Annotated in this window: 27 protein-coding genes, 1 tRNA gene and 1 pseudogene; 13 read left to right on the top strand and 16 right to left on the bottom strand. The window is 58.4% G+C overall.

The window, feature by feature from the left end; translation table 11 throughout:
• The first annotated feature begins 66 nt into the window (after positions 1 to 66).
• Positions 67 to 258: a hypothetical protein gene (locus tag GOV79_RS10870; RefSeq protein ID WP_170772373.1), complete on the top strand. Its 192-nt coding sequence runs from the start codon at positions 67 to 69 to the stop codon at positions 256 to 258.
• Positions 259 to 299: 41 nt separating this feature from the next.
• On the opposite strand, the gene GOV79_RS10865 is transcribed toward GOV79_RS10870, so the two are convergent.
• The 3 genes from GOV79_RS10865 to GOV79_RS10855 all read right to left on the bottom strand — a co-directional run bounded on the left by GOV79_RS10865 (position 300) and on the right by GOV79_RS10855 (position 1,187).
• Positions 300 to 376, bottom strand: a tRNA-Arg gene (locus GOV79_RS10865).
• 21 nt (positions 377 to 397) lie between these two features.
• A complete protein-coding gene (locus GOV79_RS10860; protein WP_237217997.1) occupies positions 398 to 922 on the bottom strand; it encodes a GNAT family N-acetyltransferase in 525 nt (174 codons plus the stop codon).
• Positions 876 to 1,187, bottom strand: a complete 312-nt coding sequence (locus GOV79_RS10855) for an ETC complex I subunit (RefSeq protein ID WP_170772375.1) — start codon at positions 1,185 to 1,187, stop codon at positions 876 to 878. The genes GOV79_RS10860 and GOV79_RS10855 overlap by 47 nt, the downstream gene beginning before the upstream one ends.
• Positions 1,188 to 1,340: 153 nt before the next feature.
• On the opposite strand from GOV79_RS10855, the gene uvrB reads away from it, so the two are divergent.
• Together uvrB and GOV79_RS10845 are read left to right on the top strand one after the other, a co-directional pair.
• Positions 1,341 to 3,527, top strand: a complete 2,187-nt coding sequence (uvrB, locus tag GOV79_RS10850) for an excinuclease ABC subunit UvrB (RefSeq protein ID WP_170789786.1) — start codon at positions 1,341 to 1,343, stop codon at positions 3,525 to 3,527.
• A gap of 90 nt (positions 3,528 to 3,617) precedes the next feature.
• Positions 3,618 to 4,046: a hypothetical protein gene (locus tag GOV79_RS10845; protein ID WP_170789785.1), complete on the top strand. Its 429-nt coding sequence runs from the start codon at positions 3,618 to 3,620 to the stop codon at positions 4,044 to 4,046.
• A gap of 121 nt (positions 4,047 to 4,167) precedes the next feature.
• On the opposite strand, the gene GOV79_RS10840 is transcribed toward GOV79_RS10845, so the two are convergent.
• The 5 genes from GOV79_RS10840 to GOV79_RS10820 form a co-directional block, all read right to left on the bottom strand.
• Positions 4,168 to 4,458 carry an antibiotic biosynthesis monooxygenase family protein gene (locus tag GOV79_RS10840; RefSeq protein WP_170784767.1) on the bottom strand — a complete coding sequence of 97 codons (291 nt, stop codon included), beginning with the start codon at positions 4,456 to 4,458 and terminating at the stop codon, positions 4,168 to 4,170.
• A gap of 210 nt (positions 4,459 to 4,668) precedes the next feature.
• Positions 4,669 to 5,022 carry an MmcQ/YjbR family DNA-binding protein gene (locus tag GOV79_RS10835; protein WP_170789784.1) on the bottom strand — a complete coding sequence of 118 codons (354 nt, stop codon included), beginning with the start codon at positions 5,020 to 5,022 and terminating at the stop codon, positions 4,669 to 4,671.
• 17 nt (positions 5,023 to 5,039) lie between these two features.
• The gene (locus tag GOV79_RS10830) at positions 5,040 to 5,465 is read right to left on the bottom strand and encodes an excalibur calcium-binding domain-containing protein (protein WP_170789783.1); all 426 of its coding nucleotides are present in this window, start codon (positions 5,463 to 5,465) and stop codon (positions 5,040 to 5,042) included.
• Between the two features lie 82 nt (positions 5,466 to 5,547).
• Positions 5,548 to 5,955, bottom strand: coding sequence for a universal stress protein (locus tag GOV79_RS10825; protein ID WP_170772387.1), 408 nt, complete (start codon positions 5,953 to 5,955; stop codon positions 5,548 to 5,550).
• 66 nt (positions 5,956 to 6,021) lie between these two features.
• Positions 6,022 to 6,348 carry an antibiotic biosynthesis monooxygenase family protein gene (locus GOV79_RS10820; protein ID WP_170772389.1) on the bottom strand — a complete coding sequence of 109 codons (327 nt, stop codon included), beginning with the start codon at positions 6,346 to 6,348 and terminating at the stop codon, positions 6,022 to 6,024.
• 123 nt (positions 6,349 to 6,471) lie between these two features.
• On the opposite strand from GOV79_RS10820, the gene GOV79_RS10815 reads away from it, so the two are divergent.
• A complete protein-coding gene (locus tag GOV79_RS10815; RefSeq protein ID WP_237217996.1) occupies positions 6,472 to 7,155 on the top strand; it encodes a hypothetical protein in 684 nt (227 codons plus the stop codon).
• A gap of 9 nt (positions 7,156 to 7,164) precedes the next feature.
• Here the strand turns inward: GOV79_RS10815 and GOV79_RS10810 are convergent, their stop codons facing one another.
• The 4 genes and pseudogenes from GOV79_RS10810 to phhA all read right to left on the bottom strand — a co-directional run.
• Positions 7,165 to 9,453, bottom strand: a complete 2,289-nt coding sequence (locus GOV79_RS10810; RefSeq protein ID WP_170789782.1) for a glycosyl hydrolase family 28-related protein — start codon at positions 9,451 to 9,453, stop codon at positions 7,165 to 7,167.
• 129 nt (positions 9,454 to 9,582) lie between these two features.
• On the bottom strand, positions 9,583 to 9,984 hold the full coding sequence (locus GOV79_RS10805; RefSeq protein WP_170789781.1) for a DUF4864 domain-containing protein: 402 nt from the start codon (positions 9,982 to 9,984) through the stop codon (positions 9,583 to 9,585).
• A gap of 48 nt (positions 9,985 to 10,032) precedes the next feature.
• Entirely contained in the window at positions 10,033 to 11,607 is a 1,575-nt protein-coding gene (locus GOV79_RS10800; RefSeq protein WP_170789780.1) for a lysine--tRNA ligase, read from the bottom strand.
• Positions 11,608 to 11,738: 131 nt separating this feature from the next.
• Positions 11,739 to 12,545, bottom strand: a pseudogene (phhA, locus tag GOV79_RS10795) (phenylalanine 4-monooxygenase); the annotation flags it as partial.
• A gap of 102 nt (positions 12,546 to 12,647) precedes the next feature.
• On the opposite strand from phhA, the gene GOV79_RS10790 reads away from it, so the two are divergent.
• Together GOV79_RS10790 and GOV79_RS10785 are read left to right on the top strand one after the other, a co-directional pair.
• Entirely contained in the window at positions 12,648 to 13,115 is a 468-nt protein-coding gene (locus GOV79_RS10790; RefSeq protein WP_170789778.1) for an Lrp/AsnC family transcriptional regulator, read from the top strand.
• A gap of 83 nt (positions 13,116 to 13,198) precedes the next feature.
• Complete coding sequence (locus GOV79_RS10785) at positions 13,199 to 13,621, top strand: tellurite resistance TerB family protein (protein ID WP_170772402.1); 423 nt, start codon at positions 13,199 to 13,201, stop codon at positions 13,619 to 13,621.
• 2 nt (positions 13,622 to 13,623) lie between these two features.
• On the opposite strand, the gene dacB is transcribed toward GOV79_RS10785, so the two are convergent.
• From dacB to GOV79_RS10770, 3 genes are all read right to left on the bottom strand, one after another.
• A complete protein-coding gene (gene dacB / locus GOV79_RS10780; RefSeq protein ID WP_170789777.1) occupies positions 13,624 to 15,102 on the bottom strand; it encodes a D-alanyl-D-alanine carboxypeptidase/D-alanyl-D-alanine endopeptidase in 1,479 nt (492 codons plus the stop codon).
• Between the two features lie 66 nt (positions 15,103 to 15,168).
• Positions 15,169 to 15,789, bottom strand: coding sequence for a nicotinate-nucleotide adenylyltransferase (locus tag GOV79_RS10775; RefSeq protein WP_170772406.1), 621 nt, complete (start codon positions 15,787 to 15,789; stop codon positions 15,169 to 15,171).
• A 32-nt stretch (positions 15,790 to 15,821) separates the two neighbouring features.
• Positions 15,822 to 16,292, bottom strand: coding sequence for an MOSC domain-containing protein (locus GOV79_RS10770; RefSeq protein WP_170789776.1), 471 nt, complete (start codon positions 16,290 to 16,292; stop codon positions 15,822 to 15,824).
• 137 nt (positions 16,293 to 16,429) lie between these two features.
• Between GOV79_RS10770 and ettA the strand changes: the two genes are divergently transcribed.
• The 5 genes from ettA to GOV79_RS10745 all read left to right on the top strand — a co-directional run bounded on the left by ettA (position 16,430) and on the right by GOV79_RS10745 (position 20,901).
• Complete coding sequence (gene ettA / locus GOV79_RS10765) at positions 16,430 to 18,085, top strand: energy-dependent translational throttle protein EttA (RefSeq protein WP_170789775.1); 1,656 nt, start codon at positions 16,430 to 16,432, stop codon at positions 18,083 to 18,085.
• Positions 18,086 to 18,213: 128 nt separating this feature from the next.
• Positions 18,214 to 18,810 carry a hypothetical protein gene (locus tag GOV79_RS10760; RefSeq protein WP_170789774.1) on the top strand — a complete coding sequence of 199 codons (597 nt, stop codon included), beginning with the start codon at positions 18,214 to 18,216 and terminating at the stop codon, positions 18,808 to 18,810.
• A gap of 129 nt (positions 18,811 to 18,939) precedes the next feature.
• Positions 18,940 to 19,569: a hypothetical protein gene (locus GOV79_RS10755; protein WP_170789773.1), complete on the top strand. Its 630-nt coding sequence runs from the start codon at positions 18,940 to 18,942 to the stop codon at positions 19,567 to 19,569.
• A gap of 404 nt (positions 19,570 to 19,973) precedes the next feature.
• Positions 19,974 to 20,180 (top strand): cold-shock protein, encoded by a 207-nt coding sequence (locus GOV79_RS10750; RefSeq protein ID WP_170378838.1) that lies wholly within the window; start codon positions 19,974 to 19,976, stop codon positions 20,178 to 20,180.
• A gap of 160 nt (positions 20,181 to 20,340) precedes the next feature.
• Positions 20,341 to 20,901, top strand: a complete 561-nt coding sequence (locus GOV79_RS10745) for a L,D-transpeptidase (protein WP_170789772.1) — start codon at positions 20,341 to 20,343, stop codon at positions 20,899 to 20,901.
• On the opposite strand, the gene GOV79_RS10740 is transcribed toward GOV79_RS10745, so the two are convergent.
• Positions 20,902 to 21,537: an arylesterase gene (locus GOV79_RS10740; protein ID WP_408015517.1), complete on the bottom strand. Its 636-nt coding sequence runs from the start codon at positions 21,535 to 21,537 to the stop codon at positions 20,902 to 20,904.
• 50 nt (positions 21,538 to 21,587) lie between these two features.
• Here GOV79_RS10740 and GOV79_RS10735 point away from each other — a divergent pair, with 50 nt between their 5' ends.
• Both GOV79_RS10735 and GOV79_RS10730 read left to right on the top strand, forming a co-directional pair.
• The gene (locus GOV79_RS10735; RefSeq protein WP_170789771.1) at positions 21,588 to 22,283 is read left to right on the top strand and encodes an ABC transporter ATP-binding protein; all 696 of its coding nucleotides are present in this window, start codon (positions 21,588 to 21,590) and stop codon (positions 22,281 to 22,283) included.
• Positions 22,280 to 24,808 carry an ABC transporter permease gene (locus GOV79_RS10730; protein WP_170789770.1) on the top strand — a complete coding sequence of 843 codons (2,529 nt, stop codon included), beginning with the start codon at positions 22,280 to 22,282 and terminating at the stop codon, positions 24,806 to 24,808. Before GOV79_RS10735 ends, GOV79_RS10730 begins: the two co-directional genes overlap by 4 nt.

The raw sequence follows: 24,808 nt of genomic DNA, 5'->3' as shown, positions 1-24,808 counted from the left end.
CAGAGGATTTTTCTTGAGTTTCATGATAAGATGCAGCCCTGTTTGCGAGTTCCGGGGGGTGTTGCAATGGTTGAATATGGAATTGCCACGGGTACGGTTGGCGGTTCTGTCGGCGGTGGCGGTGGCTACCGCGGCGGAGGTGGTGGCGGAGGGTCGAATATCTCGTACTGGGTCGGATATTTCGAACAGAACCCCGAGATCATGATCGCCGCACTTGTCGGCATCTTTCTGGTCGCGCGGTATGTTCTGGCGCGGTGATCGCGCGATGCTCGGGCCTGTCGGGCCAAACCGGTGAGAAATGGCGATCCCTGAAGGACTCGAACCCTCAACCTGCTGATTAGAAGTCAGCTGCTCTATCCAGTTGAGCTAAGGGACCGCTGCGCCCTTCTTGCGGTTTTTATGCGCGGGGTTCAAGGGCCAAGCGCATGAAGGCACTGTTCGGGTCTTCGGAGTAACCAAAGATCGGGCCGCAATAGGAATAGCCCAGCGCCTCGTACAGCTTACGCGCCGCGTCATAGTCGGGCAAATGGGCTGCCCCGGTTTCCAGAACCAGTGCCTGCATCCCTTCAGACCGCGCGACATCCGCCAGATGGGCCATCATGGCGCGCGCCAGACCCCGGCCGCGCGCCGCTACGACGACATGCACGGATTTAACTTCGGCCGTGCCATCCGGCAATGCCTTGAGCGCACCACAGCCGATGGCCTGTTCGGCGTCAAACATCGCCCAGAACCGGATACCAGGCCCCGCAAGGCCGCTGGCATCCATCGTATGATTGCTTTCCGCCGGTCCCGCGGTTTCACTATGGGCAAAATGCGCCTCAATCACCGGGCGCAGCGCGTCCGATGTTGGGTCAGCTTCGCGGATGTCGATCAATTCAGTGCGTCCAGGGTGCGCGCCGGTTGGTGGCGAAATTCTCACCATATCCACCTGCTCGAACGTTGGGTTTGCGCTTGTGCGGCTCGGTCACCTGCGCATCAATTCCGTGGTCCTTGGCGTAATCCAACGCCTCTTCCTTGGTGTCGAATTTCAGGCGCACCTGAGTTTGCGTGTCGCTGGAGGACGTCCAACCCATCAACGGATCAACTTCACGCGACGAAGCAGGGGCATATTCCAGAACCCACTTGCGGGTTTTGGCCATCCCCGAGGTCATCGCATTTCGCGAAGGCTGGTAAATCCGTGCGCGCATGTCGCCTCTCCGTACTCACTTGGCTGGGCATGTTTATGCGTCAGAGCTGCTGCGTGGACAAGTCCGTAAATGTCGCAACTTGGTGTGATTGAAATGGCCTCTTGAACAAGAACAAAAACAGATCAAAATCAGGCCCGAAAGGAATCTCCCCTTATGGCCTATGCACATTCCGACAAGACCCAGCTGACTGCCGAAGACGTCCGTGCCCGCCTGAAACTGGAAGGCGGCAAGGCATTTGTCATGCATACCGATTTTTCCCCCGCAGGGGATCAGCCAACGGCCATCAAGGAACTGGCAGGCGGCGTTCAGGACGGCGAGCGGGATCAGGTTCTGCTGGGCGCGACCGGCACGGGCAAGACCTTCACCATGGCCAAGGTGATCGAAGAAACCCAGCGTCCCGCCATCATCCTTGCGCCCAACAAGACGCTGGCCGCGCAGCTCTATGGTGAGTTCAAGGGGTTCTTCCCCGAAAACTCGGTCGAGTATTTCGTCAGCTACTATGACTATTACCAGCCCGAGGCCTATGTGCCGCGCAGCGACACATACATAGAAAAAGAATCCCAGATCAACGAACAGATCGACCGGATGCGCCACTCGGCCACGCGGGCGCTGTTAGAGCGTGATGACGTGATCATCGTGGCGTCGGTGTCGTGTATCTACGGCATCGGTTCAGTCGAAACCTACGGGGCGATGACCCAAGACCTGAAAGTCGGCAGCGAATATGACCAGCGGCAGGTGATGGCCGATCTGGTGGCTCAGCAATACCGGCGTAACGATCAGGCGTTTCAGCGTGGGTCCTTTCGGGTGCGCGGCGATTCCTTGGAGATCTGGCCCGCCCACCTTGAGGACCGTGCGTGGAAGCTGTCATTCTTCGGCGAAGAACTGGAACAAATCACCGAATTCGACCCATTGACAGGTGAGAAAACCGACACGATGGAGCAGATCCGGGTCTACGCAAACTCCCACTACGTGACGCCGAAACCGACGATGCAACAGGCGATTATCGGGATCAAAAAGGAACTGCGCATCCGGCTGGATCAACTGGTCGGCGAAGGCAAGCTGCTGGAAGCACAGCGTCTGGAACAGCGCACAAACTTTGACCTTGAGATGCTTGAGGCCACGGGCGTCTGCAACGGGATCGAGAACTACTCGCGCTATCTTACTGGCCGCGCGCCGGGCGAACCACCCCCGACCCTGTTCGAATTCATCCCCGACAACGCCATCGTCTTTGCCGACGAATCCCACGTCTCTGTCCCGCAAATTGGCGGCATGTACCGGGGCGACTATCGTCGTAAATTCACACTGGCCGAACACGGGTTCCGCCTGCCGTCCTGCATGGACAACCGCCCCCTGAAGTTCGAAGAATGGGACGCCATGCGCCCACAATCCGTCTTTGTTTCAGCCACCCCGGCGGCGTGGGAGCTGGACCAATCGGGTGGCGTTTTCACCGAACAGGTCATCCGCCCTACCGGCCTGCTGGACCCCGAGGTCGAAATCCGCCCCGTTTCGATGCAAGTGGACGACCTGCTGGATGAGGTGCGCAAAGTGGCCGCCGATGGCTTCCGCACGTTGGTCACGACCCTGACCAAACGCATGGCCGAGGACCTGACCGAATACCTGCACGAACAGGGCATCAAGGTGCGCTACATGCACTCGGATATCGATACGATCGAGCGGATCGAAATCCTGCGCGACCTGCGGCTGGGGGCCTTCGACGTGCTGGTCGGCATCAACCTGCTGCGCGAGGGGCTCGACATCCCCGAATGCGGGCTGGTCGCCATTCTGGACGCCGATAAAGAAGGGTTCCTTCGGTCCGAGACCTCTCTGGTCCAGACCATCGGCCGCGCCGCGCGGAATGCCGAGGGCCGGGTTATCATGTATGCCGACAAGATCACCGGTTCCATGGAACGCGCGTTGAAAGAGACCAACCGCCGCCGCGCCAAGCAGATCGCCTATAACGAGGAACACGGCATCACGCCCGAAACCGTGAAGAAGAATGTCGAGGACGTTCTGGCCGGTCTCTATGAGGGCGACGTCGACATGAACCGCGTCACCGCCACCATCGACAAACCGATGCATGGCGCGAATCTCGAGGCTCATCTGGACGGGTTGCGCGAGCAAATGCGCAAAGCCGCCGAGAACCTTGAATTCGAAGAGGCCGCCAATATTCGGGATGAGATCAAACGTCTGGAGGCGGTCGATCTGGCCGTCGCCGACGACCCCATGGCGCGCCAATGGGCGGTCGAGAAAGCGTCCGAGGATGCGGTGAAATCGCGTGGTCGGTCAACGGCTGGACGTCCGGGGCAACGCGGTGGGAATGTGAAGCGACGGAAGCGTTAGACTGTTGGCGACGCAATACAAAGTTGCAGCACATCGCGTTGTTTGCTTCAGCCGCCTTGCCTAACCGCATTCCGTGGCTAGGTTCAAAGTATGCGAGCCGTTCTGATATCACTGATCCTTAGCACGCCTGCCTATGCGTGGGATGCAACCGTTGGTCATATTTGCACGCTTTCGCACGAGACTGACGCAGCGAAAATATTTCTCACCTACGACCCGTCTAAACCGCTTTATTCAATTACCGTGACCCAAACGAACTCTGTTTGGAAACAAGCCCCGTGGTTTGCAATGCGTTTTGAAGGCTCGTCACCGATCGAGATTTCTACATCGCACCATGTCCTTTCCAACGGCGCAACGTCTTTGACCGTCACGAATACAGGCTTCGGAAACGTGCTTGATGGGTTGGAGTACAACCAAATAGCCTACGCATTCACGCAGGATCATGTGGCCACATTCTCGCTGGTCGGCGCTGCTGACCCAGTGCGGGTTTTTCGCGAATGTGCGGGAGCTCAACTATCCTAAGTCATCCGGAACGCAACCATCCCTGACATAGATTTCATCGCGTTTTCACGGCAATGTGGACTAAGTGAGCAAATCTCAATCGGTTTGAACCCGAGCGAGTTTTTCTCGCTCACGTCAGCGTTCACCCCTTATCCCAATGGGCAATCACATCATACCCAACCGGTGTCGGCGGCCCTTCCATGAACTCGGCGAAATGGCCCCACAGTTCGGCCACTTTCGGGGCATTCGCGTTCGAGGTCGCCTCGCTCTCGACCACCGAGATCACATAGCCCGAGCCGTCTTCGTTCATCACATTGGTAAAGCTGTGCATCCCGGGCATGCTCATGATTTCTGACTTCAACGCGTTCATTTTCGCCGTCGCGGCCTCGCGCGTGCCTGGCTTCATTTTGAATTGAGTAATACGTGCAAACATGACTTTCCTCCCTCGTCTGGCGAAATTGCCGTAGGGCGCGATCAAAGAACTCTCGCCGCGCAGAAGGTAGCATGGCAGGCAAAAATCTCGTATTGATACTTACGATTTCAGCACATTTTCAACCACGCGCCTTACCCGAGCATGCTGACTGACACTCCAAAGTTGCAACCCAGCGCATAGAACTGAGATGTTGCCGGGCTAGCGCGTAGGTTAAACGCCCAACTCCGCCCGTACCTTCTTGGTCAGCTTCGCCACCACCAGATCATAGGACGTCACGATATGCTCGCGCAGCGAGGCATCGCTCATCCCGCGTTCCTCATAGACCTGCAACCACTTCATCCCGCGTGCGGCCAGATAGGGCGCGGGGCGGATGCCGGGGACGTCGCTCAGGACCTCAAACGCCAGATCGGTGGCTTTGAAGGTAACGGCGTCGCGCCCCTCGTGCCAGCCGCAGATCGCAAACACCTTGCCGCCCACTTTCCACACATCCGCATTGCCCCATTCCACCACATGGGTTGTGGCTTTGAGATTGGCACAGAACGCGTTGAATTCGTCTCGGGTCATCGCCATTGCCTGGAAAACTAGGGTCGCAGAAATTTGGCACTGCCGACGGAGCGCTCGGCCGGTTGAGCCACTTGCGGGGTTTCGGTCACGGCCGGGGTGGTAAGACGCGGGGCCGAACCGCACGCCACGCCATCCCCGTCAGGGTCGTTTCGCAGGTGATAACCCGGCTCACCAGCGTAGTACGGGCCGGGGATCACTTTGACTGCCGTCGCGCATCCAACCATCGCGATTAGGTGTAGCATAGCCTCTTCCTGCTCGAACTCCGAGGTGCGCAGGTAGACGCCCAGCGCAATCCCCGTAGTCGTTACTGGCAGCATGAGGACCATCAACAAGATGCGAACGGGCGACAAAGCCCGTTTGCGCAGTGCCTCGGCGCGTCGAACACGTGCCGGAGCCTTGGGATCGGTAAAAAGCGAGCGCGACTCGGATTCGTTCGTCGACATGGCCAAAGACTAACGCCGGTTTATGTCAAAACCGAGGCCCAAAAGATGGTGGCCAGAGTGTTGGGAGCAGAAATCCGCGCCGCTAACGGACGACATGGACCGCGCAGGACGCGTGCCGGACCACATGGTTGGCCGTCGATCCCAACAGAAGGTCCTGCATCCCCGGACGATGCGACGCCATGATGATCAGGTCGGGCTTATGTTCTTCGGACCAATCCAGAATGGTGCGCCCGGAATGCCCTTCGACAACCACACCTTTGGCATTGGGAAGTTTGGCGGCCAAGCTGTCCAATTCGGTTTGCAGAGCCTTGCGGGCTTCGCGCAGATATTCGGGCGGCATATAGGAAATCGCGTAGTTCGGGATATGCTCGACCACATGCAGCAGCGTGACCTGTGCATCCGGGGTTGCCAACACCTTGGCCAGTTTCAGCGGGCCGGAAATATCCCGCTCTGCATCAAAGGAAATCGGGACCAGAATATTGTGATACATGACGCGCACCTCCGTTCATTTCGCGGTCAGGATGCGCCAATTCGCAAGGCACGGCTTTGATTTAGGTCACGATCCGCTAAAAGTTTCGGCAACATCATACATCACCGGTTCAAAGCTTTTGCACAGCTCGTTGATCTTGCGATTCCGGTCGCGCATTTCCGGGGTGCGCAGCATCGCCAGAAAATCCTCGCGCCGTTCCCATTGCGAGTAATTGGCGATCCGCGTCTGAGCGTCATTGACATGCAGCCCCGCCGCCACAAAGCCGGGCTGCTTCGAGATGAAATCGGCATAGGCGTCAGTCAGCGCCTCAAGCAGGTCTTGACAGGTACCGGGCGTCATCTCGAAGGTCGTGATCACGGTTTGGACGCTGGTGTTCTTGGCAATGTTCGGCATCTGGAATCTCCTGTTATTGAGCCCAGCCTAGCATAGGATTTCCAAAGGTCCCGCCTTTGTTGGCGAATTCAGCACTTTGCCACGGCTGCGGGAATTCGTCATTTCACTAACGATCCGTTAACCATGCTGACCGATGCTGCGCCCATGTACCGGGCTCTTTACCTTTTGTTCATTATCCTGTTGGCCTCGCCTGCGTGGTCGGGCGCATGGTTGCGCGGCAAGGATTCCGCTTTTACGGCGGCGTCGGTGACGGTGTTCAAGGAACCCGACCAGGGGTATGACTATGCATCCGCGCTTTATGCCGAATGGGGTGCTCGGGACAATCTGACAATTGGGTTCGATTTTGAAGAGAACCGAGACCTCTACGGTCATGCGACCGTCTTTGCCCGCATCCCGGTTGCCGATTTGCAGCAAAAGGGGCGGTTTGCCGCAGAGTTCGGGGTTGGTGTGCATCACCGCTATCGTGGAGCATGGGCGCTGTACAAGGCAACCCTGTCCTATGGAAAGGGGTACTCGACCGGATGGGGCAATGGCTGGGTGGCCCTGGATGCATCATTGGAATACCGCACCCACGACGCGCTCTATCGCAAACTGGACCTGACAACGGGCCTGAATTCAGCGCGGCTGATCAACCCTTTGCTTCAGGTCGAGACCGCTTATCGCAGCGGAAGCTCTCTGTTCTGGCGGGTCCGGCCGTCGGCCATGATCCGGTGGCAGGACAGCCCGACAACCTGGGTTCTGGGGCTGGAGCGGAAAGATGCCCGCAATGACACGGGCATCAAACTGGCAATCTGGTCCGAGTTCTGACGCCGCCGCTCAGCGCTCCATTCGGATGATGGTCGAGACTGATCCGTGCAAGGATTGCGCCCAGCGCAGGTTAATAACGTCCTTCCCGCTGCCCTGTTCCAGCTCCACATAAGGTGTGTCGTGGATAGTCCCGCCAAAAGCGTTCTTCAATGGACCCAACACCGTAACCGCGTCACACCCACGGGCTTTTCCGCCAAATGGAAGACGCGCTTGCGACCCAATACTCCAGACAGACGAATTCGAGCTTTGCGCGTGAACCAGACGCAGCGGGTTTTCAACCTTGGCCGAGATGCCATGAAACGTGTTGTCCCTGAAACTCACGTTCAGATGCGCGAAATGGTTGAAATCCGCGAAAGTCGTATCCACCCGCTCGGCCCGGTCGATCGCGCCGTTGACGGAGCGAAATTTGTTCCCAGCAACAACGACACCATTCAGGAAATGGCCAGGCCCGTGCGGCCGAATGACAATATTGCTGAACCAGGGTGCGACCTCGTTACAGTAGAATATATTGTCGGTTATGGTCATCGCGCTGAACGAAAATCCCGCCGTGTACGCCGGATTGGCGTCCCGCTCATTAGTCCACTGCAAGAAGCAATTATCGACATAGTTCTCGGAAATGGTCGAGCTGTTATAGGTCCCGATCATGACCAACCCGGCGCTGCGCACGCCCTGAGCAATGCTGTCGCCCTGGAAGAAGTGGTTGCCCAGCACCAGGTTGTTCGTCCCACCCAGAACGGCAAAATGCAGGAACCTGACAGCACGATTGTGGCGCAGTTTGATATCATTCGCTGTCGCGTTCAGGGCGATGGATCTGCGATCCGAGACGTTGAAAGACTCCTCAGCCGACAGGAACTGGCAATTGTCGATCAACATCCCCTGACAGCCGGTACCGATTGAAGTAATCCCGCGATCCTTCGGACGGCTGACAAAGCAGTTGGTAATCGCAAATGTACTGCCAGACGGTGCCAGACGGATGCCGCTGCATCGCCCGTTGCACTGAAACTCGATCTCTTCCATGCCAAATTTGCGCAGGGTGCTGAAACCCATGAAATCCAGCAGGTACTTGAACGAAAAAAACGAGAACGACTGCGTGCCCGCCGCATCATAAATCGGGGCGTTCAGAGTGATTTCGCCCGCACCAACATTCTTGGACCGTACGTAAATCTCGCGCCCGACACCATTGCCCCCTACCAAGGACCCAACCGGAATATTCGCAACATTGGCGACATTGGTCAGCCGAGTCGGATCGGATGGGTTGTAGGTTGCGACCGAAGTGAAGGTCTCGGTATCCCAGGCTGCATTGTCTTTGACATCGAACTGGCCATTGCGAATGACGCGACGGGTGGAGAAACCACTCTGCCGGTTCGGAACGGCTGCGGCCATGTCAATCGGGCCGTTTACCGATATCTTGCGTCCACCCATGTCCAGGGATTCATGGTCCGCATTGTTCAACAGCGCCTGAAATGCCTTTTTAAATGCCAACTCCTCATCCCCGAACGCGGTGATATAAGCTGGCAGGTCGAAATTCTTGGTCAACAGCAGCATCTTATCGTCAGGCATCGTGACGGTGCCCTCAAACTCGATCTCGGACGCGATGGTGGTATTTTCAGTCAGCAGGTAAGTGCCTTCAGACACAAAAACCCGGCGTCCACCCGCAGCCTGGTCCGCCGCGACAAAGGCGGACGTGTCATCTGCAACCCCATCACCGACCGCGCCAAAATCGCGTACATCCACAAGGCTAATCATGTCGCGCAGAAAAACACCGGTCACATCCGTGATCTCGATATCGTCCACCCGCACGATCGAGCCATTCGCTCCGATCAGATCAAGTCCGAAATGGCCATAAATCGCGGTCACGCCCCAGGGCATATCCACGCCAGTGCGCTGCCCCGCCCCGACAATCGCGGTGATTTCATGGATGGCGCCATAACCCGACAGTTGGGTTGCGGGGCCTTGCTCGATCACCCCATCAACATGGGTTTCACCCGCGCCACCAGCCCAGGCCGCGATCCGAACCTCGGGCAAAGGCCCGCTGATTGCCTTCACCCGCGCCTTGATCTGAAGATAGCACCCCGGCTGCAACGGGGTCTGCCCCATATAACGCAGCTTTTGCGTTGCGCTGACCTTGAGGATTTCAAGGCAGCCGCCGAAATCCGCATCCGCCGGAACAAAAGCGCCGGTGCCCGAGCCTTCATAGGTCGGCGAGCCGGGTGTTCCGTCGCCGCTGGACCACACGTTCAGGCCGTTTGCAAAAGCAGACGGCATGAACACGATGCCGTCGGTGATTGCCTTATTCATAGAAATCCCTTTCCCAATCGCACCCATCAGCGCGCATTAACCCAGGGCTCGGGGCCACCCCGAGCGCAAAAGCCTGAGTACAGAAAGGGTGTTAATCGCTACTCATGTCACCGTGACGGTGGTGTTGCGTCACGCCGCGGGGTCCGAGTTGCCCAGCAACTGCACGCCATTGATCTTCCAGCCATTTTCTAACTGAATCATTTGATAATCCAAAATATGAGTTTGTCCGGCACCATCAACGATCAGAACCTTTTGCCACAGCGCGCCCGCGATCTCGCGCAGTTCCAGAAACCGAATATCAGAGGGTCGCCAGACCATAGGATAGCCGTTGCGCACCATGTTCCCGAAATTCTCGGGAGTGCGGAAAATGCTCTGGATGTTGGGGCTTGCAAAGGTAAAGGCGGTGGCGAAATCATCCGCTTTGAACGCCTGTATCTGCGCCGCGATATTGGCTTCGATCTCGGTGCTTTGGGCAAATGCACCCGTGGCCAAACCGGCACTCAACGAAAGGGCAAGCAAGATACGACGCATGGGACTACCTCCTTTGGCAAGGGTAGCCCCACATCATGTCAGGTCAAATCAGGCCAGCTCTCCGGTCAAAGCCTTGTCGATCAGCGCAATCGTTTCGGGCACACCGTAAAGGGCAATAAACCCACCAAAGCGCGGCCCTTGCGAGGCCCCTAGCAGCACCTCGTAGAGCGCTGTGAACCACCCGCGCATCGGGTCGAATCGCTCGCGCCCGATGGAATAGACCACCGATTGCAGCGCCTCGTCCTCAAGCGGACCATCATAGGCTTGCAACGCGACCTTCAACGCTTCCAGCGCCTCACGTTCCTGATCGGTAGGTGCGCGGTGCTGTCGGGTGGGTTTGACGAAATCGTTGAAGTAACGCACCGCAAAGCCCGCCGCCTGATCCAGATCGGGATGCGTTTCTGCGGTCGCCTCGGGCGCATAGCGGCGGATGAAACCCCACAGCGCTTCTTTGTCCTCGGCACCAGACACTGATGCAAGGTTCAGTAGCATCGCAAACGGCACCATAAGCGTGGATGCAGGCACGTCACCGCCATGGATATGCCAGACAGGGTTGTTCAACTGCGCCTTCAGCTCTTGCCCGGGATAGGCGCGCAGCTGCTGATGATACTCGTCCACAGCCTTGGGAATGACATCAAAATACAGACGCTTGGCCGTCTTGGGCTTTTGATACATGAAATACGACAGGCTTTCGGGTGCGGCATAGGTCAGCCACTCTTCCATCGACAAGCCATTGCCCTTGGACTTCGAGATCTTCTGCCCCTGCTCATCATTGAACAGCTCATAGCTGAGCGCTTCGGGCGGCTGTTTGCCCAGCGCCCGGCAGATTTTCGACGATTGCGTGACTGAATCGATCAGGTCTTTGCCCGACATCTCGTAATCCACGCCCAGCGCGGCCCAACGCATGGCCCAGTCGGGCTTCCACTGCATCTTGACGTTGCCTCCCGTGACCGGGATTTCGACCTTTTCGCCATCAGGCTCCTGATAAACAATCGTGCCTTTGGCTACGTTACGTTCCAGCGTCGGCACTTGCAGCACGTGGCCGGTTTTCGGGCTGATCGGCAAGAAGCATGAATAGGTCTCGCGTCGCTCGGGCCCGAGGGTCGGCAGCATGATTTCTTGTATCTTGTCGAAGCGCTCCAGCGCGATCAGCAGCGCCTCATCAAACTTGCCGCTGGTGTAGTAGTCTGTGGCCGAGGCGAATTCATACTCGAATCCGAAACTGTCCAGAAAATCGCACAGCATCGCGTTGTTGTGCTGCGCGAACCCTTCATGCGTGCCAAATGGATCGCGGACTTTGGTGAGCGGCAGATGCAGGTCGTCTTTCAGCTCGTCCTGCATCGGCACATTGGTCGGAACCTTGCGAAAGCCGTCCATATCATCCGAAAAGCAGATCAGCTTGGTCGGAATATCGCTGATCTGTTCAAACGCATGCCGTACCATCGAGGTCCGCGCGACCTCGCCAAAGGTGCCGATATGCGGCAGGCCCGACGGGCCATAGCCGGTCTGGAACAGAACATATCCCTTTTCCGGCGCACCTTGTCTGTAGCGTTTTAGGACCCGGCGCGCCTCTTCGAAAGGCCAGGCCTTGGACGACATCGCGGTTTCACGCAGTTCAGACATGTTCTCAGGTGCTCCATCGGGAAATACAGCGCCGGACGCCCTTTGCGACCCGACCGACCCCTCCTATTGTGCCGGTGCAGCATGAGTCAATAAAGCGCGCTGTTTTTCTGAGCGGAAACCCCGGTTGCGGTTTATTCGGCTGCCGTCACTTTCGGCGGGAACTTGTTCGGCAGCAAACCCATTCGCTGCGCCTGATGCACATCGGCCAGCAGATCCCGATCGGCAGCGGCAAACAGCTCTTCGGGATCGTCCAGCACGAAATATCCCATCTGATGCATGTCGATCCGATACGGCGTACGCAAGATCGTCATCACGTCGAGCGGGTCCCGGTCGGGTATGTCACTTTCCACGGCATAAACCAGCTCTGTAGGTGAAGACGCCAGCCCCGAGCCCAACGCCTTGATCTGCCCATCCTGACGGCGCAATCCGAATTCAATCGAAAACCAATACAACCGGATCAGCCAGGCATAATCTTTATCCCCCGCCTCAACCCCGGCCTTGCCGATCGCATGGCTGAAAGCCGCAAAACGCGGGTCGCTCAGCAGGGGCGTGTGACCGAAGATTTCGTGAAAGATGTCGGGTTCTTCAATATAGTCAAAATCCTCGCGCGACCGGATGAACGATGCAGCAGGAAAAACCCGGTCCGCGAGCATGCCAAAAAAGGTCTTGAACCCGATCAGCGCCGGAACCGGCTGAACGCGCCACCCGGTCAGTTCCAGAAGACGCTCGGATATATCCGCGCAGGACGGCACGTGGGTCTTGGGCATCTCCAACCGCTTCAACCCGTCCAGATATTCCCGCGCCATGTAGCGCTGCACATTTTCCTGCTGCGCCGCATAAAGGTCCGCCCAAACCGCGTCCTCCTCGGCGGTATAAGCAATATGGCCGCGCGCGTCGGCCTGTTTGGCCACGTATTTGGTGGATTTGGGCATGGAACGTCCTCCTTGATAGAATTTTAGCCCTTACTCGTGGTAAAATTGACTTAATGTCGTGAGGAATTGCTGGATTTTTGGCCCTAACATTTCAATAATGTGCTGATTATGACCCAAACCCTTCAACCTGCTGACATCGCTATCCTGCAAGAGCTTCAGTCAGACGGACGTCTGTCCATGCAGGATCTCGCCGACCGGACCGGGCTGTCGGCCTCGCAATGCTGGCGGCGAGTACGAGATCTTGAGGCAACGGGTGTCGTCTCCGGTTATGCCGCGCGGGTGCCCGCAAAATCGGTGGGGCTGAATGCGATCGCCTACGTTCACATCGCGTTGAAAGACCACCAAGAGGACAGCATCGCGTCCTTCCTGCGCCTGGTTGAGACCGAAGCCCAGATCGTCGAATGCGCCTCGATCACCGGGGATCACGATTTCATCTTGAAGGTCTACGCGCGCACCCCCGAGGACCTTGAACATTTCATCATGCAACGCCTGTTGAAATCCGGCCTTGTCCGCGACACACGCAGCAATTTCGTGCTGCGCCAGACCAAAACGCGTGGGCCGTTGCCCATCCTGTGACGCTTTGGCCGCCGAAATCCGTTGAACCCGATCCCGGTCCCTCCTATCGTGCGCGTTCAGAACAGCTCTATCAGGACCACGCCATGACCGATCAAGTGCCTCACCCGATGTCTCCGCAGGATTGCCTTGTTGCGATCATGGTGGCGATCTCAGCATCGGACGAAACCATTCGCACGGCTGAACTGGTCAAAATCGAAGCCGCTGTGAACATGCTACCGGTCTTTGCCGAGTATGACATCGACCGCACCCGCCGCGTCTCGCAGATCGTGTTCGACCTGTTCGAACAAGAGGACGGGCTGGATGCGCTGTTTGGTCTAATCCGGGAAAACCTGCCCGAGCGGCTGAACGAAACCGCATATGCCCTGGCTTGCGACGTGGCCGCTGCGGACGGATCCCTGGCCGAGACCGAACTGCGCCTGCTGGAAGAAATCCGTTACGAGCTGAACGTCGACCGCCTGCACGCCGCTGCAATTGAACGCGGCGCACGGGCACGTCACACCACCTGATCCTAGCTGCCGCTCAGCGTTCCCCAACGTGCGATCAAAGCGCGCTGCAACCTGCGCGACCGCGCGTTCCAACTGCGTGCGCCCGCCGGGCGCTCCCGGTTCGCACGCGGGATCGTGGCCCGGTGGTCGACATCTGCTGTGAAGATAGCAAAGGCCAACTCGGACCCGTCCGGCGTGGTGATGAATCCTCCCAAACCCGAGACGAAATTCAACGTCCCTGTCTTGGCGTCCACCTTGATCGGGTGGTCTTTGACGGGTCTTCCCTGACTGTCCAACAACCTGAAATTCTTCAATAAAGGCCGCAGCGCTCCGGCTTTCTGCGCTGCGATCAACGCCTTGACCAGATCACCCGGCGCGACCCGAGACGCATCCCCCAGCCCCGAATGATCAACCATCTCAATGCCGTTGACCCCATATGCCTCGGCGGCCCAGCGATTCATTTCGTCGGCCGAGTCTTGCAGGGTGTGCAGATCGGCACCACGCGCCTTGGACGCCGTCATGCCCACCAATTCCGCCGTCACATTGGTCGAATATTTCAGCATTCCCCGCAAAATATTGTCCAGCGTGTCACTATAATGCGTGACCAGCAAACTGCCCTGTGGCGCTTGGTTCGCGACCTGCACGCGGTCTAGCACAATCCCGTTCGACCGCGCCAATGTCCGAAACACATCCCCGGCGTAGAGCGCCGGTTTGCGTACCGGCAACCACCGGGCGCCACCTTTGCCCAGCGCCCCGCGGGCAACGGTCCAGCGATCTTGCCGCGCGCTTGGCTCATAGGTGTAGATCGGGGCTTTCCTGCTTTCGACCCGCATAGTTGCCACATCTACAGCTGGCTTGTAGCGCGCGCTTCGGGCATCCATCGTCACGGTATAATCCGTGCCCTCGCGCTTCCATTCAAAGTGAACCCTGTTGAAGTTCAATGCAATCCCGCTCAGCGCCGGGCTGTATCCCAGATGATCCGGCTGACCGGCGTCAATGCTGAACACATAGGGCAACGCCCCGTCATAGACCTTGAACGCACCGCGCACCTCGGTGATCCCGGCCTCTCGCAAATTGGCCGCCATTGTGGCCAGCGCATCCGTATCCAGCAGCGGGTCACCGCCGCCGACCAGAATAAGATCTCCGTTCAGAATGCCATTCTCGACCGGCCCATTCGCGATCAGTTTGGTTTCAAAGCGATAGTCTGACCCCAGTACGTCCAGCGCATAAAGCGCGGTCAGAGCTTTCGCCACACTGGCCGGAGGCAACCCGAGATCTCCGCCCACCGCCTCTAACTCGACACCGGTCTTGACGTCGGCCACGGCAAAAGCCACTTCGCCCCGCAGCCCGGCCGATTGGATCAGCCGTTCGGCCCCGTTTTTCTGTGGTCCACGGATCTGAGGCCGCAACGAAACCAAGGGCGCATTCGCCAGCGCAATGCCGGGGGCCACAACCGCCCCAAGGCTTGCAAGAAAACCACGTCGTGAAAAACGATCAGCCATGGGTCAATAAAATCCCAGAGGGTTCAGGCAAACAACCAGTCAAAAAGGATTATGTGCGCACGAAGGTTATTCCGGCAACACCCCATTTGCCCAGATGCCGCGATTGCGAAGATCAGTTGAACTGACGTCAACCATCGGCATGTTGACGAAACACCATGCCGGGGCCTCGGCCCGCCCCAGCAAATGCCGCGCCTGCCCGTCGATCCTGTAGCTGGAATAGACCCGTGCCGCCGGTGACATTCGGGCCGAGATGCGATCTCCCGGCCGCGCGACCACGCCCACCGGGATGCTGTCCATGATCAACCGCCAGTCTTTCCAGCGATGAAACTGCGCCAGATTGTCAGCCCCCATGAGCCACACGAACCTGACCCTCGGGTATAACCTGCGCAGCGCCGCCAACGTATCCGCGGTCGCGCGCGTCCCCGTCAGAGCTTCGATATCCGTCACCTCGACCCTGGGATGCTGCATCACATCCCGCGCCGCCTGCACCCGCTGGGACATGGGTGCAGGCCCGCGCTCCTTCAACGGATTTCCCGGAGATACTAGCCACCACACGCGATCCAACCCAAAGGCCTTCATCGCCTCACGCGTGACATGCACATGGCCCTGATGCGGCGGATCAAATGATCCCCCGAACAGCCCAATCACCTGACCGGGCCGCGCATATGGTATCGCGTAACGCTCCATACCCTGCTGATGTTCAGAACTGGGACGGCTTGTCAATCAACCGGCTGCACGACATCACCCAACCTAACCCATCCGGGTTTGACGACCTCAGCGCACCACCCCCCATGGCCGCGCACGGCGGAATAGCCACCTTTACCAAACGCTTCCTCCATCCGGCTGCACGGCGCACAGATCACGGTAAAACGCAAAATCGCCTCGCCCACCTGCACCTCACGTCCTTTAAGCGCAGCCAGATTGATTCCCGACACGACCACGTTGCGCCGTAAGACTTCAGGCGTAACAGGCCCCTGCCCCAGATAAGAGCCAATCGCCGCCAGATGTTCTTGTTGGATCAAAGTCACCGCTCGCTTGCCCGCACGGGCGCGGTCGCCGTCCAAACCATCGGCAGAGATCATAACGGCATCGACCGGTTGAACCTCGGCCCTGCGATCAGGTCGCAGACCAATCCATTCCAGCCGACCCGGCTTGGCCCATCCTGCAATCAGTGCCGCCAAATCCGCCATGCTTCCCCCTTTGCTACAATCGGACAACTACCGCCGCACATCCGAATGCAAAATTCACAAAACCACCAGCTTGCCCCGCCCGCCCCGCTTGGATATCAAGCGGATCAACCCAATTTCCCCGACCCAGAGGACGCGACATGGCCGCCTATCAATATGTCTACCACATGCAGGGTGTCTCTAAGACCTATCCCGGTGGCAAGAAGTGCTTTGAAAACATCCACCTGAGCTTTCTGCCCGGCGTGAAAATCGGTGTTGTCGGCGTCAACGGCGCGGGTAAGTCGACGCTGATGAAGATCATGGCCGGCCTCGACAAGGATTTCTCCGGCGAGGCCTGGGCGGCCGAAGGTGCCAAAGTCGGTTACCTTCCGCAGGAACCAAAGCTGGACGAAACCCTGACCGTGCGCGAAAACGTCATGCTGGGCGTGGCGGAAAAGAAGGCGATCCTCGACCGCTATAATGAACTGGCCATGAACTACTCGGACGAAACTGCCGAGGAAATGGCCAAGCTTCAGGACGAAATCGACAGCCAGAACCTCTGGGATCTGGACAGCCAGATCGACGTCTCGATGGAGGCGCTGCGCTGCCCGCCGGACGATGCCAACATCGCCAACCTTTCGGGGGGTGAGAAACGCCGCGTTGCGCTGTGCAAGCTGCTGCTGGAAGCGCCCGACATGCTGCTGCTGGACGAACCAACCAACCACCTGGACGCCGAGACCATCGCCTGGCTGCAACAGCACCTGATCGACTACAAGGGCACCATTCTGATCGTCACCCACGACCGCTATTTCCTGGATGACATTACGGGATGGATCCTCGAACTCGACCGTGGTCGTGGCATTCCCTACGAGGGCAACTACTCCGCATGGCTGGAACAGAAAGCCAAACGGCTGGAGCAGGAGGCCCGCGAGGACAAATCCAAGCAGAAAACCCTGCAACGCGAGCTGGAATGGATGCGTCAGGGCCAAAAGGCCCGTCAGGCCAAATCCAAAGCCCGGATCAACGCCTATAACGAACTGGCTGAACAGTCCGAGCGCGAAAAGCTGACCCGCGCCCAAATCGTTATCCCCAACGGCCAGCGCCTTGGCGGCAAGGTGATCGAGGTCGAGGGTCTGTCGAAACACATGGGCGACAAGCAACTGATCGAAGGGTTGGACTTTGCCCTGCCCCCCGGCGGCATCGTCGGCGTTATCGGCCCCAACGGCGCGGGTAAATCGACGCTCTTCAAGATGCTCACCGGTCAGGAACAACCCGACAGCGGCACCATCACGCTGGGTGACACGGTCGAACTGTCCTATGTCGATCAGTCCCGCGACGATCTTGCCGACAACGACACCGTGTGGGAGGCGATCACCGGCGGGGCCGAGATCATCCAATTGGGTGACGCGCAGGTCAATTCCCGCGCCTATTGCTCGTCCTTCAATTTCAAGGGCGGTGACCAGCAGAAGAAGGTCTCGCTGCTATCTGGTGGTGAGCGCAACCGCGTCCACATGGCGCGTCTGCTGAAAGAGGGCGGCAACGTCCTGCTGCTCGACGAACCGACCAACGATCTGGACGTCGAAACCCTGCGCGCTCTGGAGGATGCTCTGGTCGATTTCGCCGGCTGCGCCGTAGTGATTTCGCACGACCGCTTTTTCCTCGACCGCATCTGCACGCATATTCTGGCCTTCGAAGGCGACGCCCATGTGGAGTGGTTTGAGGGCAACTTCGAGGATTACGAAGAGGACAAAAAGCGCCGTCTGGGACCGGACGCGCTGGAACCTAAGCGCTTGAAGCATAAGAAGTTCGCCCGGTGAGAACCCGAACTTTCAAACGTGTGTTCCAATCGCTGTTTCAGGCGATTGGACGCATTGCACCGTTTGGAAAGACATCGGACCGCGACCATTGCGTCATAGTCGCAAGCAACGGTCGATCCGGAAGTACCGTGACTTATCTTGCTCTTAGCAAGGCACTTAGAAAAAGAAACCCTTCAGCGGCAGAACGCTCGGCCTTCGTTGCTCGTCTCAGGGACGCCGAATTCAAAGCGCCGTTCGTCTACAAAACCCATGATTTCCCGCAGGCGTTGTTGAAGTGGCCAGCCGATACCAGAGTGATCTTTTGCTTCGGTTCCACCAAAGATTCGGCCTTTTCTGTCTATTCGGCAAAAGAACGGTATGGGGAAGAATGGATCCGGCAGCATTTTTATCACCTTCATGCGACTGGCGAATACTGCGATCTGTTTCAGCGGGATATTCTGCAACAAGCCAAGCAGATAAAAGAATGGGCCGTATTTGAGGACGTCCCCGTTTTATGTGTTCACTATGATGCGATATGGGATCATCAAAGCGACATATCGGAATTTACCGGCCTGAAAATGAAGCTTCCGAAACGTGAACAGCGCGCGCCCAAAGAGATTCCGACTGAACTCAGGTCGGCGGCAAGCCATGTTTACGATTCGATTGATGAAATTGTCGAAGAACTGCCAAGGTGTTTTATAGCATCACCCAAATACGCTGATATTGTCGCCAAGCTTCCGGTTTAGGTGCAAAGCGGAAGGCCAGCGCAAACCCGCTAGCTCGGGCGATCGATGACGCCCCTATTCGCTTGCTTTTGAAAGTTCCGAGTAAGAACCTGCTGAGGTTTAAAGGTATTTGTTGGGAAGGGTAAGCAAGTGACGCGTGATTCAGGGGTTTGGTTTAGCCGGATGATGTCCGACTCTACATTGATGAAGCCGTTCACATCAGATCAGGCTTTGAGCGATTTACCGACTGCCGGTGCAATTGCAAAAAACAACGACGCAGGGATCGCCCAACCTCCTGATGCGTTTCCAGATATGGTTTTTGGAATTTATCGGGACCAAAAGCTAAAGGCGCAACCGGATATTTTCAGTGGGCCGTACGGTCCTGTTGTTTCCCGCGCGGTTGCAGATGTTCTTCGGGAAGCGGACCTTGGGAAGACGCAGCTTTACCCATTGAAACTTTGCCAACACGACCGTGTGAGGCCGGTAGAGGGGGAGTATTTTACACTGGCATTGGGGGAGCAGAAAACGGCATTTGTTCCGGAGCAATCGAACAGAGTCAAACCGTTGGGGAATAAACCTGACACTTGGATTACACGGGGTCTGAAGCCTGCTGATTTCGATTTCGTTGTGTCGGACGTCGCCTTGGGTGGTCCGGACTTGTGGGTTGATCCGCAGCTACACTGGAGCCTGTTCCTCAGTGATCGTCTTGTCAAAGCGCTGAGGGCAGCAAAGCTCACACGCCGCTTCGGCCTGAGCAAATGCAAGGTTATCCCAGCCTAGACCATTATAGCGACAAGACTGGCGTCTCGGGTCGAGAATAAGACAACAGCGCCTGCAATGCAGACGTTTTCCGGTGTGTTTCGGGATTTGAAAGTCAAGATTTCCACGCAAACGTCTTATGCTTCAACCGCTTGGGCCCGAACGCGCCCGGTCCCAGACGGTGCTTTTTGACCTTTTCGCAATCCTGAAGTTGCCCTCGAACCATTCCCGTCGCGGTTTGTACCGATTGCGGTACACATAGACGATCACCCTTGCCACATCCCCACACCAATGCCATATCCAAAGGGCTAACGTTTTTCTATTTCGACCTACTGTCTCCTTTTTCGGCGCTCAGTCATTCGATCCAGACTACGACGCCAGGCTGCCGCAAATCCGTGGGCAGCACCAAACAGGAGAATACGGATATGCCCGCAGGCACCGTTAAATGGTTCAACACCACCAAAGGCTACGGCTTCATCGCACCCGAAGATGGCGGCAAAGACATCTTCGTTCATATCTCGGCTGTCGAACGCTCGGGCCTGACCGGTCTGGCAGATAACCAGAAAGTCACCTACGAGCTGCGCTCGGGTCGTGACGGTCGCGAAAGCGCCGACAATATCGAGCTGGCGTAAGCCGGTCCAAGGGCAGGGGTATCCCCTGCCCTTTTGCCAAGCTGCGCTGCGTTTTCAGCGCAACATCACATTTCAGTTACTCTTCGCCTCCGCTTGACCGGATCAGCTATCATCCCGACACTATGGTGATGATTTTCCTGTTGTATTGAAGAGACCCGATATGTTCACACGCCGCACGTTCCTGACGTCCGCTGCCGCGACAAGCCTTGTTCCGCATGTGGCGTCTGCCAAGACGAAGACAGCCGAATACGACCCCACGCCGCAATATGTGCGGATCAAGAAAGAATTCCTGCCGGGGCAGTTGCTGGTCGTTCCCCGCTCATTCTACCTGTATTTCGTGACCGAGCCGCGCAAGGCTATCCGCTATGGCTGCGGGGTTGGTCGGGCCGGGCTGGAATTCACCGGCACCGCCACGATCGACGTCAAGAAAGAGTGGCCCACCTGGCGCCCGACGGACGAGATGATCGAGCGCGAGCCCATCACCTATGCCCGCTTCAAGGATAACAACTATGTCCAGCCGGGCGGTGGCGACAATCCATTGGGCGCCCGCGCGCTGTATTTGTTCCAAAACGGCGTAGACACTTATTTCCGCATTCACGGCACGACGCAGCCCAGCACCATCGGAACCGCCGCCTCGAATGGCTGCATTCGAATGTTGAACGCCCATGTGATCGACCTGTACGCGCGGGTGCCGATAGGAACCGTCGTGACTGTGATCTGATTAGTCCGACGCTGCTTGGACCAGTTCCACCACATAGGGGCCGATTTCGGCGACGATCAAAGCTACGCCCTGGGCGTTGGGGTGGATGCCATCAGGTTGCATATATGTGCGGGCTGCATCGGGATCGCCGTCTCGGGTCAGGCCGGCGAAAAAACTGGGTGCATAGCCGGATTGGTACCCAGCGGCCAGTTCGGGATAGATCGCATCGAAGGCCGCTTTGTAGTCGGGCCCGTAATTTCCCGGTGCCTGCATCCCAACCAACAACACATCCACCTCTGACGCACGCGCGGCTTGCATGATTTGCTCAAGATTGGCCCGCGACACAGCCGGATCGATCCCACGTAACAAGTCGTTCCCGCCCAAAGCCACGATCATGCCATCCACATCCGGCGTCAGCGTCCAGTGAACCCGCGCCGCGCCGCCGGCGGTGGTATCCCCTGAAACTCCGGCATTGATCAGGCGCACATCCACGCCCTGATCCTGTAACCAACGTTCCAGCTGAGGCACAAACCCGTCCTGGGCGGGCAGCCCGTAACCCTGTGTCAGCGAATCCCCCAATGCAGCAATCACGACCTGTTCGGCTGTGGCTGCAAAGCCGCAAACCATAAACAGGCCAGACACCAAAGCCTTGCGCAATATCCGAACCGCTCCATATCCCAAAAGAACGCCTCCGTGTGGATTGACCTATGACGACACCTGTTCTTTCTCTCCAAGATGCGGCTTTGTCGCTGAATGGCAATGCCGGACGGGTGGAAATCCTGCACGGCATAACTCTATCGGTTCAAAAGGGCGAGACTTTGGGCCTTGTTGGCCCGTCTGGGTCCGGCAAATCTTCATTGTTGATGCTGATGGGCGGGTTAGAGCGTGCGACTGGCGGCAAGATCGAAGCGTTGGGGCGGGAACTGACTGATTTGGACGAAGACAACCTCGCCCGGTTTCGACGCGATGCGATGGGCGTCGTGTTCCAGAACTTCCACCTGATCCCCACGATGACAGCGCTTGAGAATGTCGCCACGCCGCTGGAATTGGCTGGGCATCGGGACGCGTTTGACCGGGCTGAAAGTGAACTGGATGCGGTCGGCCTATCGCATCGGCGCGATCACTATCCTGCGCAGCTTTCGGGGGGTGAGCAGCAGCGCGTGGCACTTGCGCGTGCATCGGCCCCGCGCCCGCAGATCCTGCTGGCGGACGAGCCAACGGGGAATTTGGATGAAACCAACGGGGCCGCGATTGTTGATCTGCTGTTCGACCTGCGTGACCGTCACGGCGCAACTTTGGTTCTGGTCACGCACAGTCACAGCCTTGCGCGCAGATGCGACCGGGTTGTCCGCTTGCGCGATGGGCGCATTGCAGAAGATATCCAGCAAGAGGCCGCGGAATGAGCCTGCGCCTTGCCGGACGTCTGGCGCGGCGCGAATTGCGCGGAGGGCTGCGTGGCTTCCGCGTATTTCTGGCCTGCCTTGCCCTTGGTGTCGCCGCCATCGCCACCGTCGGGTCCGTGCGCCAGGCCATCCAGACCGGACTAGCCCAAGAGGGTGCCGCATTGCTGGGTGGCGACGCCCAATTGGAATTTACCTATCGCTTTGCCACGGAAACCGAGCGTAACTGGATGGGCCAAGTGGCCTCTGCCGTCTCAGAAGTCGTCGATTTCCGATCAATGGCCGTCGCGCGGCAAGGCGAAACCCCTGAGCGTGCGTTGACGCAGGTCAAGGCCGTGGACGTGGCCTATCCTCTGGTGGGAACGCCGGTGCTGGACCCCGATATACCCCTGCCCTCCGCACTTGACGGGGCTGACGATCTGCCCGGGGCTGTCATGGACCCTTCACTGATCGACCGGTTGGATCTGTCTGTAGGCGATCGGTTTTCTCTGGGCACGCAAGAGTTTCTGCTGACCGCCGCGCTGATCCATGAACCGGATGGGGCTGCGGATGGATTCGGTCTGGGTCCGCGTACTCTGGTACGCACGCAGGATTTGCAGGCGTCTGGCCTGCTGGCACCGGGCACCCTGTATTCAACTAAATACCGGCTGGATCTACCGCTATCGGCAGACCTTGCAGAACTTGCATTGCAGGCAAACACAACGTTCGACGGAACTGGAATGCGCTGGACGGACGCCCGAAACGGCGCGCCGGGGATCGCCGAATTCGTCTCCCGTCTCAGTGCCTTTCTGGTACTGGTCGGGCTTTCGGGTCTGGCCGTGGGCGGCATCGGCGTATCGGCCGCGGTATCTGCATTCCTCGCCCAAAAGACCGAGACAATCGCAACACTGCGCACACTGGGCGCAGACCGCGCAACGATCTTTCAGACCTATCTGATCCAGATCGGCATTCTCTCGGGTATAGGCGTCCTGCTTGGCATTGCTCTGGGCGGGCTGCTACCGCTGGCGCTCGCCCCGCTGATCGAGGCCCAGCTTCCCATCCCAGCCGTCTTTTCGCTGTATCCAGAACCGCTGGCCGAGGCTGCGCTCTATGGTGTTCTGACCGCCTTTCTGTTTACCCTCTGGCCCTTGGCCCGCACCGAAGAGGTCCGCGCTGCCACCCTATTTCGGGACGCGCTGTCATCGGCCCGCGCCCTGCCTCGCCTGCGCTACATCGTTGCCACCGGGGTGGGGCTGGCGCTGCTGATCGCGTCGGCGGCGTGGTTCAGCGGGTCTGCCCGCCTGACGCTCTGGACGGGCGGTGGGCTGGTTGGCGCACTGATTCTTCTCTTGGTCGCGGCGATGGCAATTCGTAGACTGGCCCGCTTCGGCGCGCGCCCCGCGCGTGGACACCCGGCGCTACGCTGGGCCTTTTCCGCCATTTCCGACCCGCGCGAGGGTGCGTCTTCGGTTGTGTTGTCGCTGGGTCTGGGCCTGTCCGTTCTGGCCGCCGTTGGGCAAATCGACGGTACCTTGCGCAACGCAATATCCGGCAATCTGCCCGACGTCGCGCCCTCGTATTTCTTCGTCGACATTCAGAAAGACCAGATGCCCGGCTTTTCCGAACGTCTTGAAACCGACCCTGCCGTCACCCGCGTCGAAAGCGCACCGATGCTGCGTGGCATCCTCACGCAGATCAACGGCCAACCGGCTCGTGACGTCGCCGGGGACCACTGGGTTCTGGACGGCGACCGTGGCGTAACCTATTCCACAGCACCCCCGCAAAACACCCGCGTCACCGCCGGAGAATGGTGGGCAGATGACTATTCCGGCACCCCGCAAGTCAGCTTTGCCGCTGAAGAAGCGCAAGAGATGGGCCTGAAACTGGGCGACACCCTGACGGTCAATATTCTGGGGCGCGACATCACCGCTGAACTGACCTCACTGCGCGAGGTTGATTTCTCGACGGCGGGGATTGGGTTCATCATGTCCATGAACCCATCGGCCCTTGCCGGAGCCCCGCACAGCTTTATTGCCACTGTCTATGCCGAAGAGCCCGCCGAAGCCGCAATCCAACGCGATCTGGCTGAGCAATTTCCCAACATTACTGCTATTCGCGTCCGCGACGCCATTGACCGAATCTCGGGGCTATTGGCAGGGTTGGCTGCAGCCACATCTTATGGCGCAGGTGTATCGCTGCTGACCGGCTTCCTTGTCCTAATCGGCGCAGCCGCCGCAGGAGAGCCCGCCCGCAGGCATGAAGCAGCGATTCTGAAAACACTGGGCGCAGACCGCGGTCGCATCCTGCTGAGTTTTGCCCTGCGCGCTGCCCTACTCGGCGCCGCTGCGGGCGCGGTGGCCCTGCTCACCGGCATATTGGGCGGATGGGCAGTGGCGACCTATATCTTCGACACCAATTTCAGCATCATCTGGGGTTCGGCGCTGGGAATTATTGTCGCCGGACTCCTCGTGACCCTCGGTGCAGGCCTGTTCTTTGCACTGCGCCCGCTGGCGGTTCGACCGGCCCGCATCCTGCGGGCCAGCGACTGA

The sequence above is a fragment of the Ruegeria lacuscaerulensis genome (genome assembly GCF_013034745.1).
GTDB lineage: Bacteria > Pseudomonadota > Alphaproteobacteria > Rhodobacterales > Rhodobacteraceae > Ruegeria > Ruegeria lacuscaerulensis_B.
This window is presented reverse-complemented; position numbering and strand designations above follow the sequence as displayed.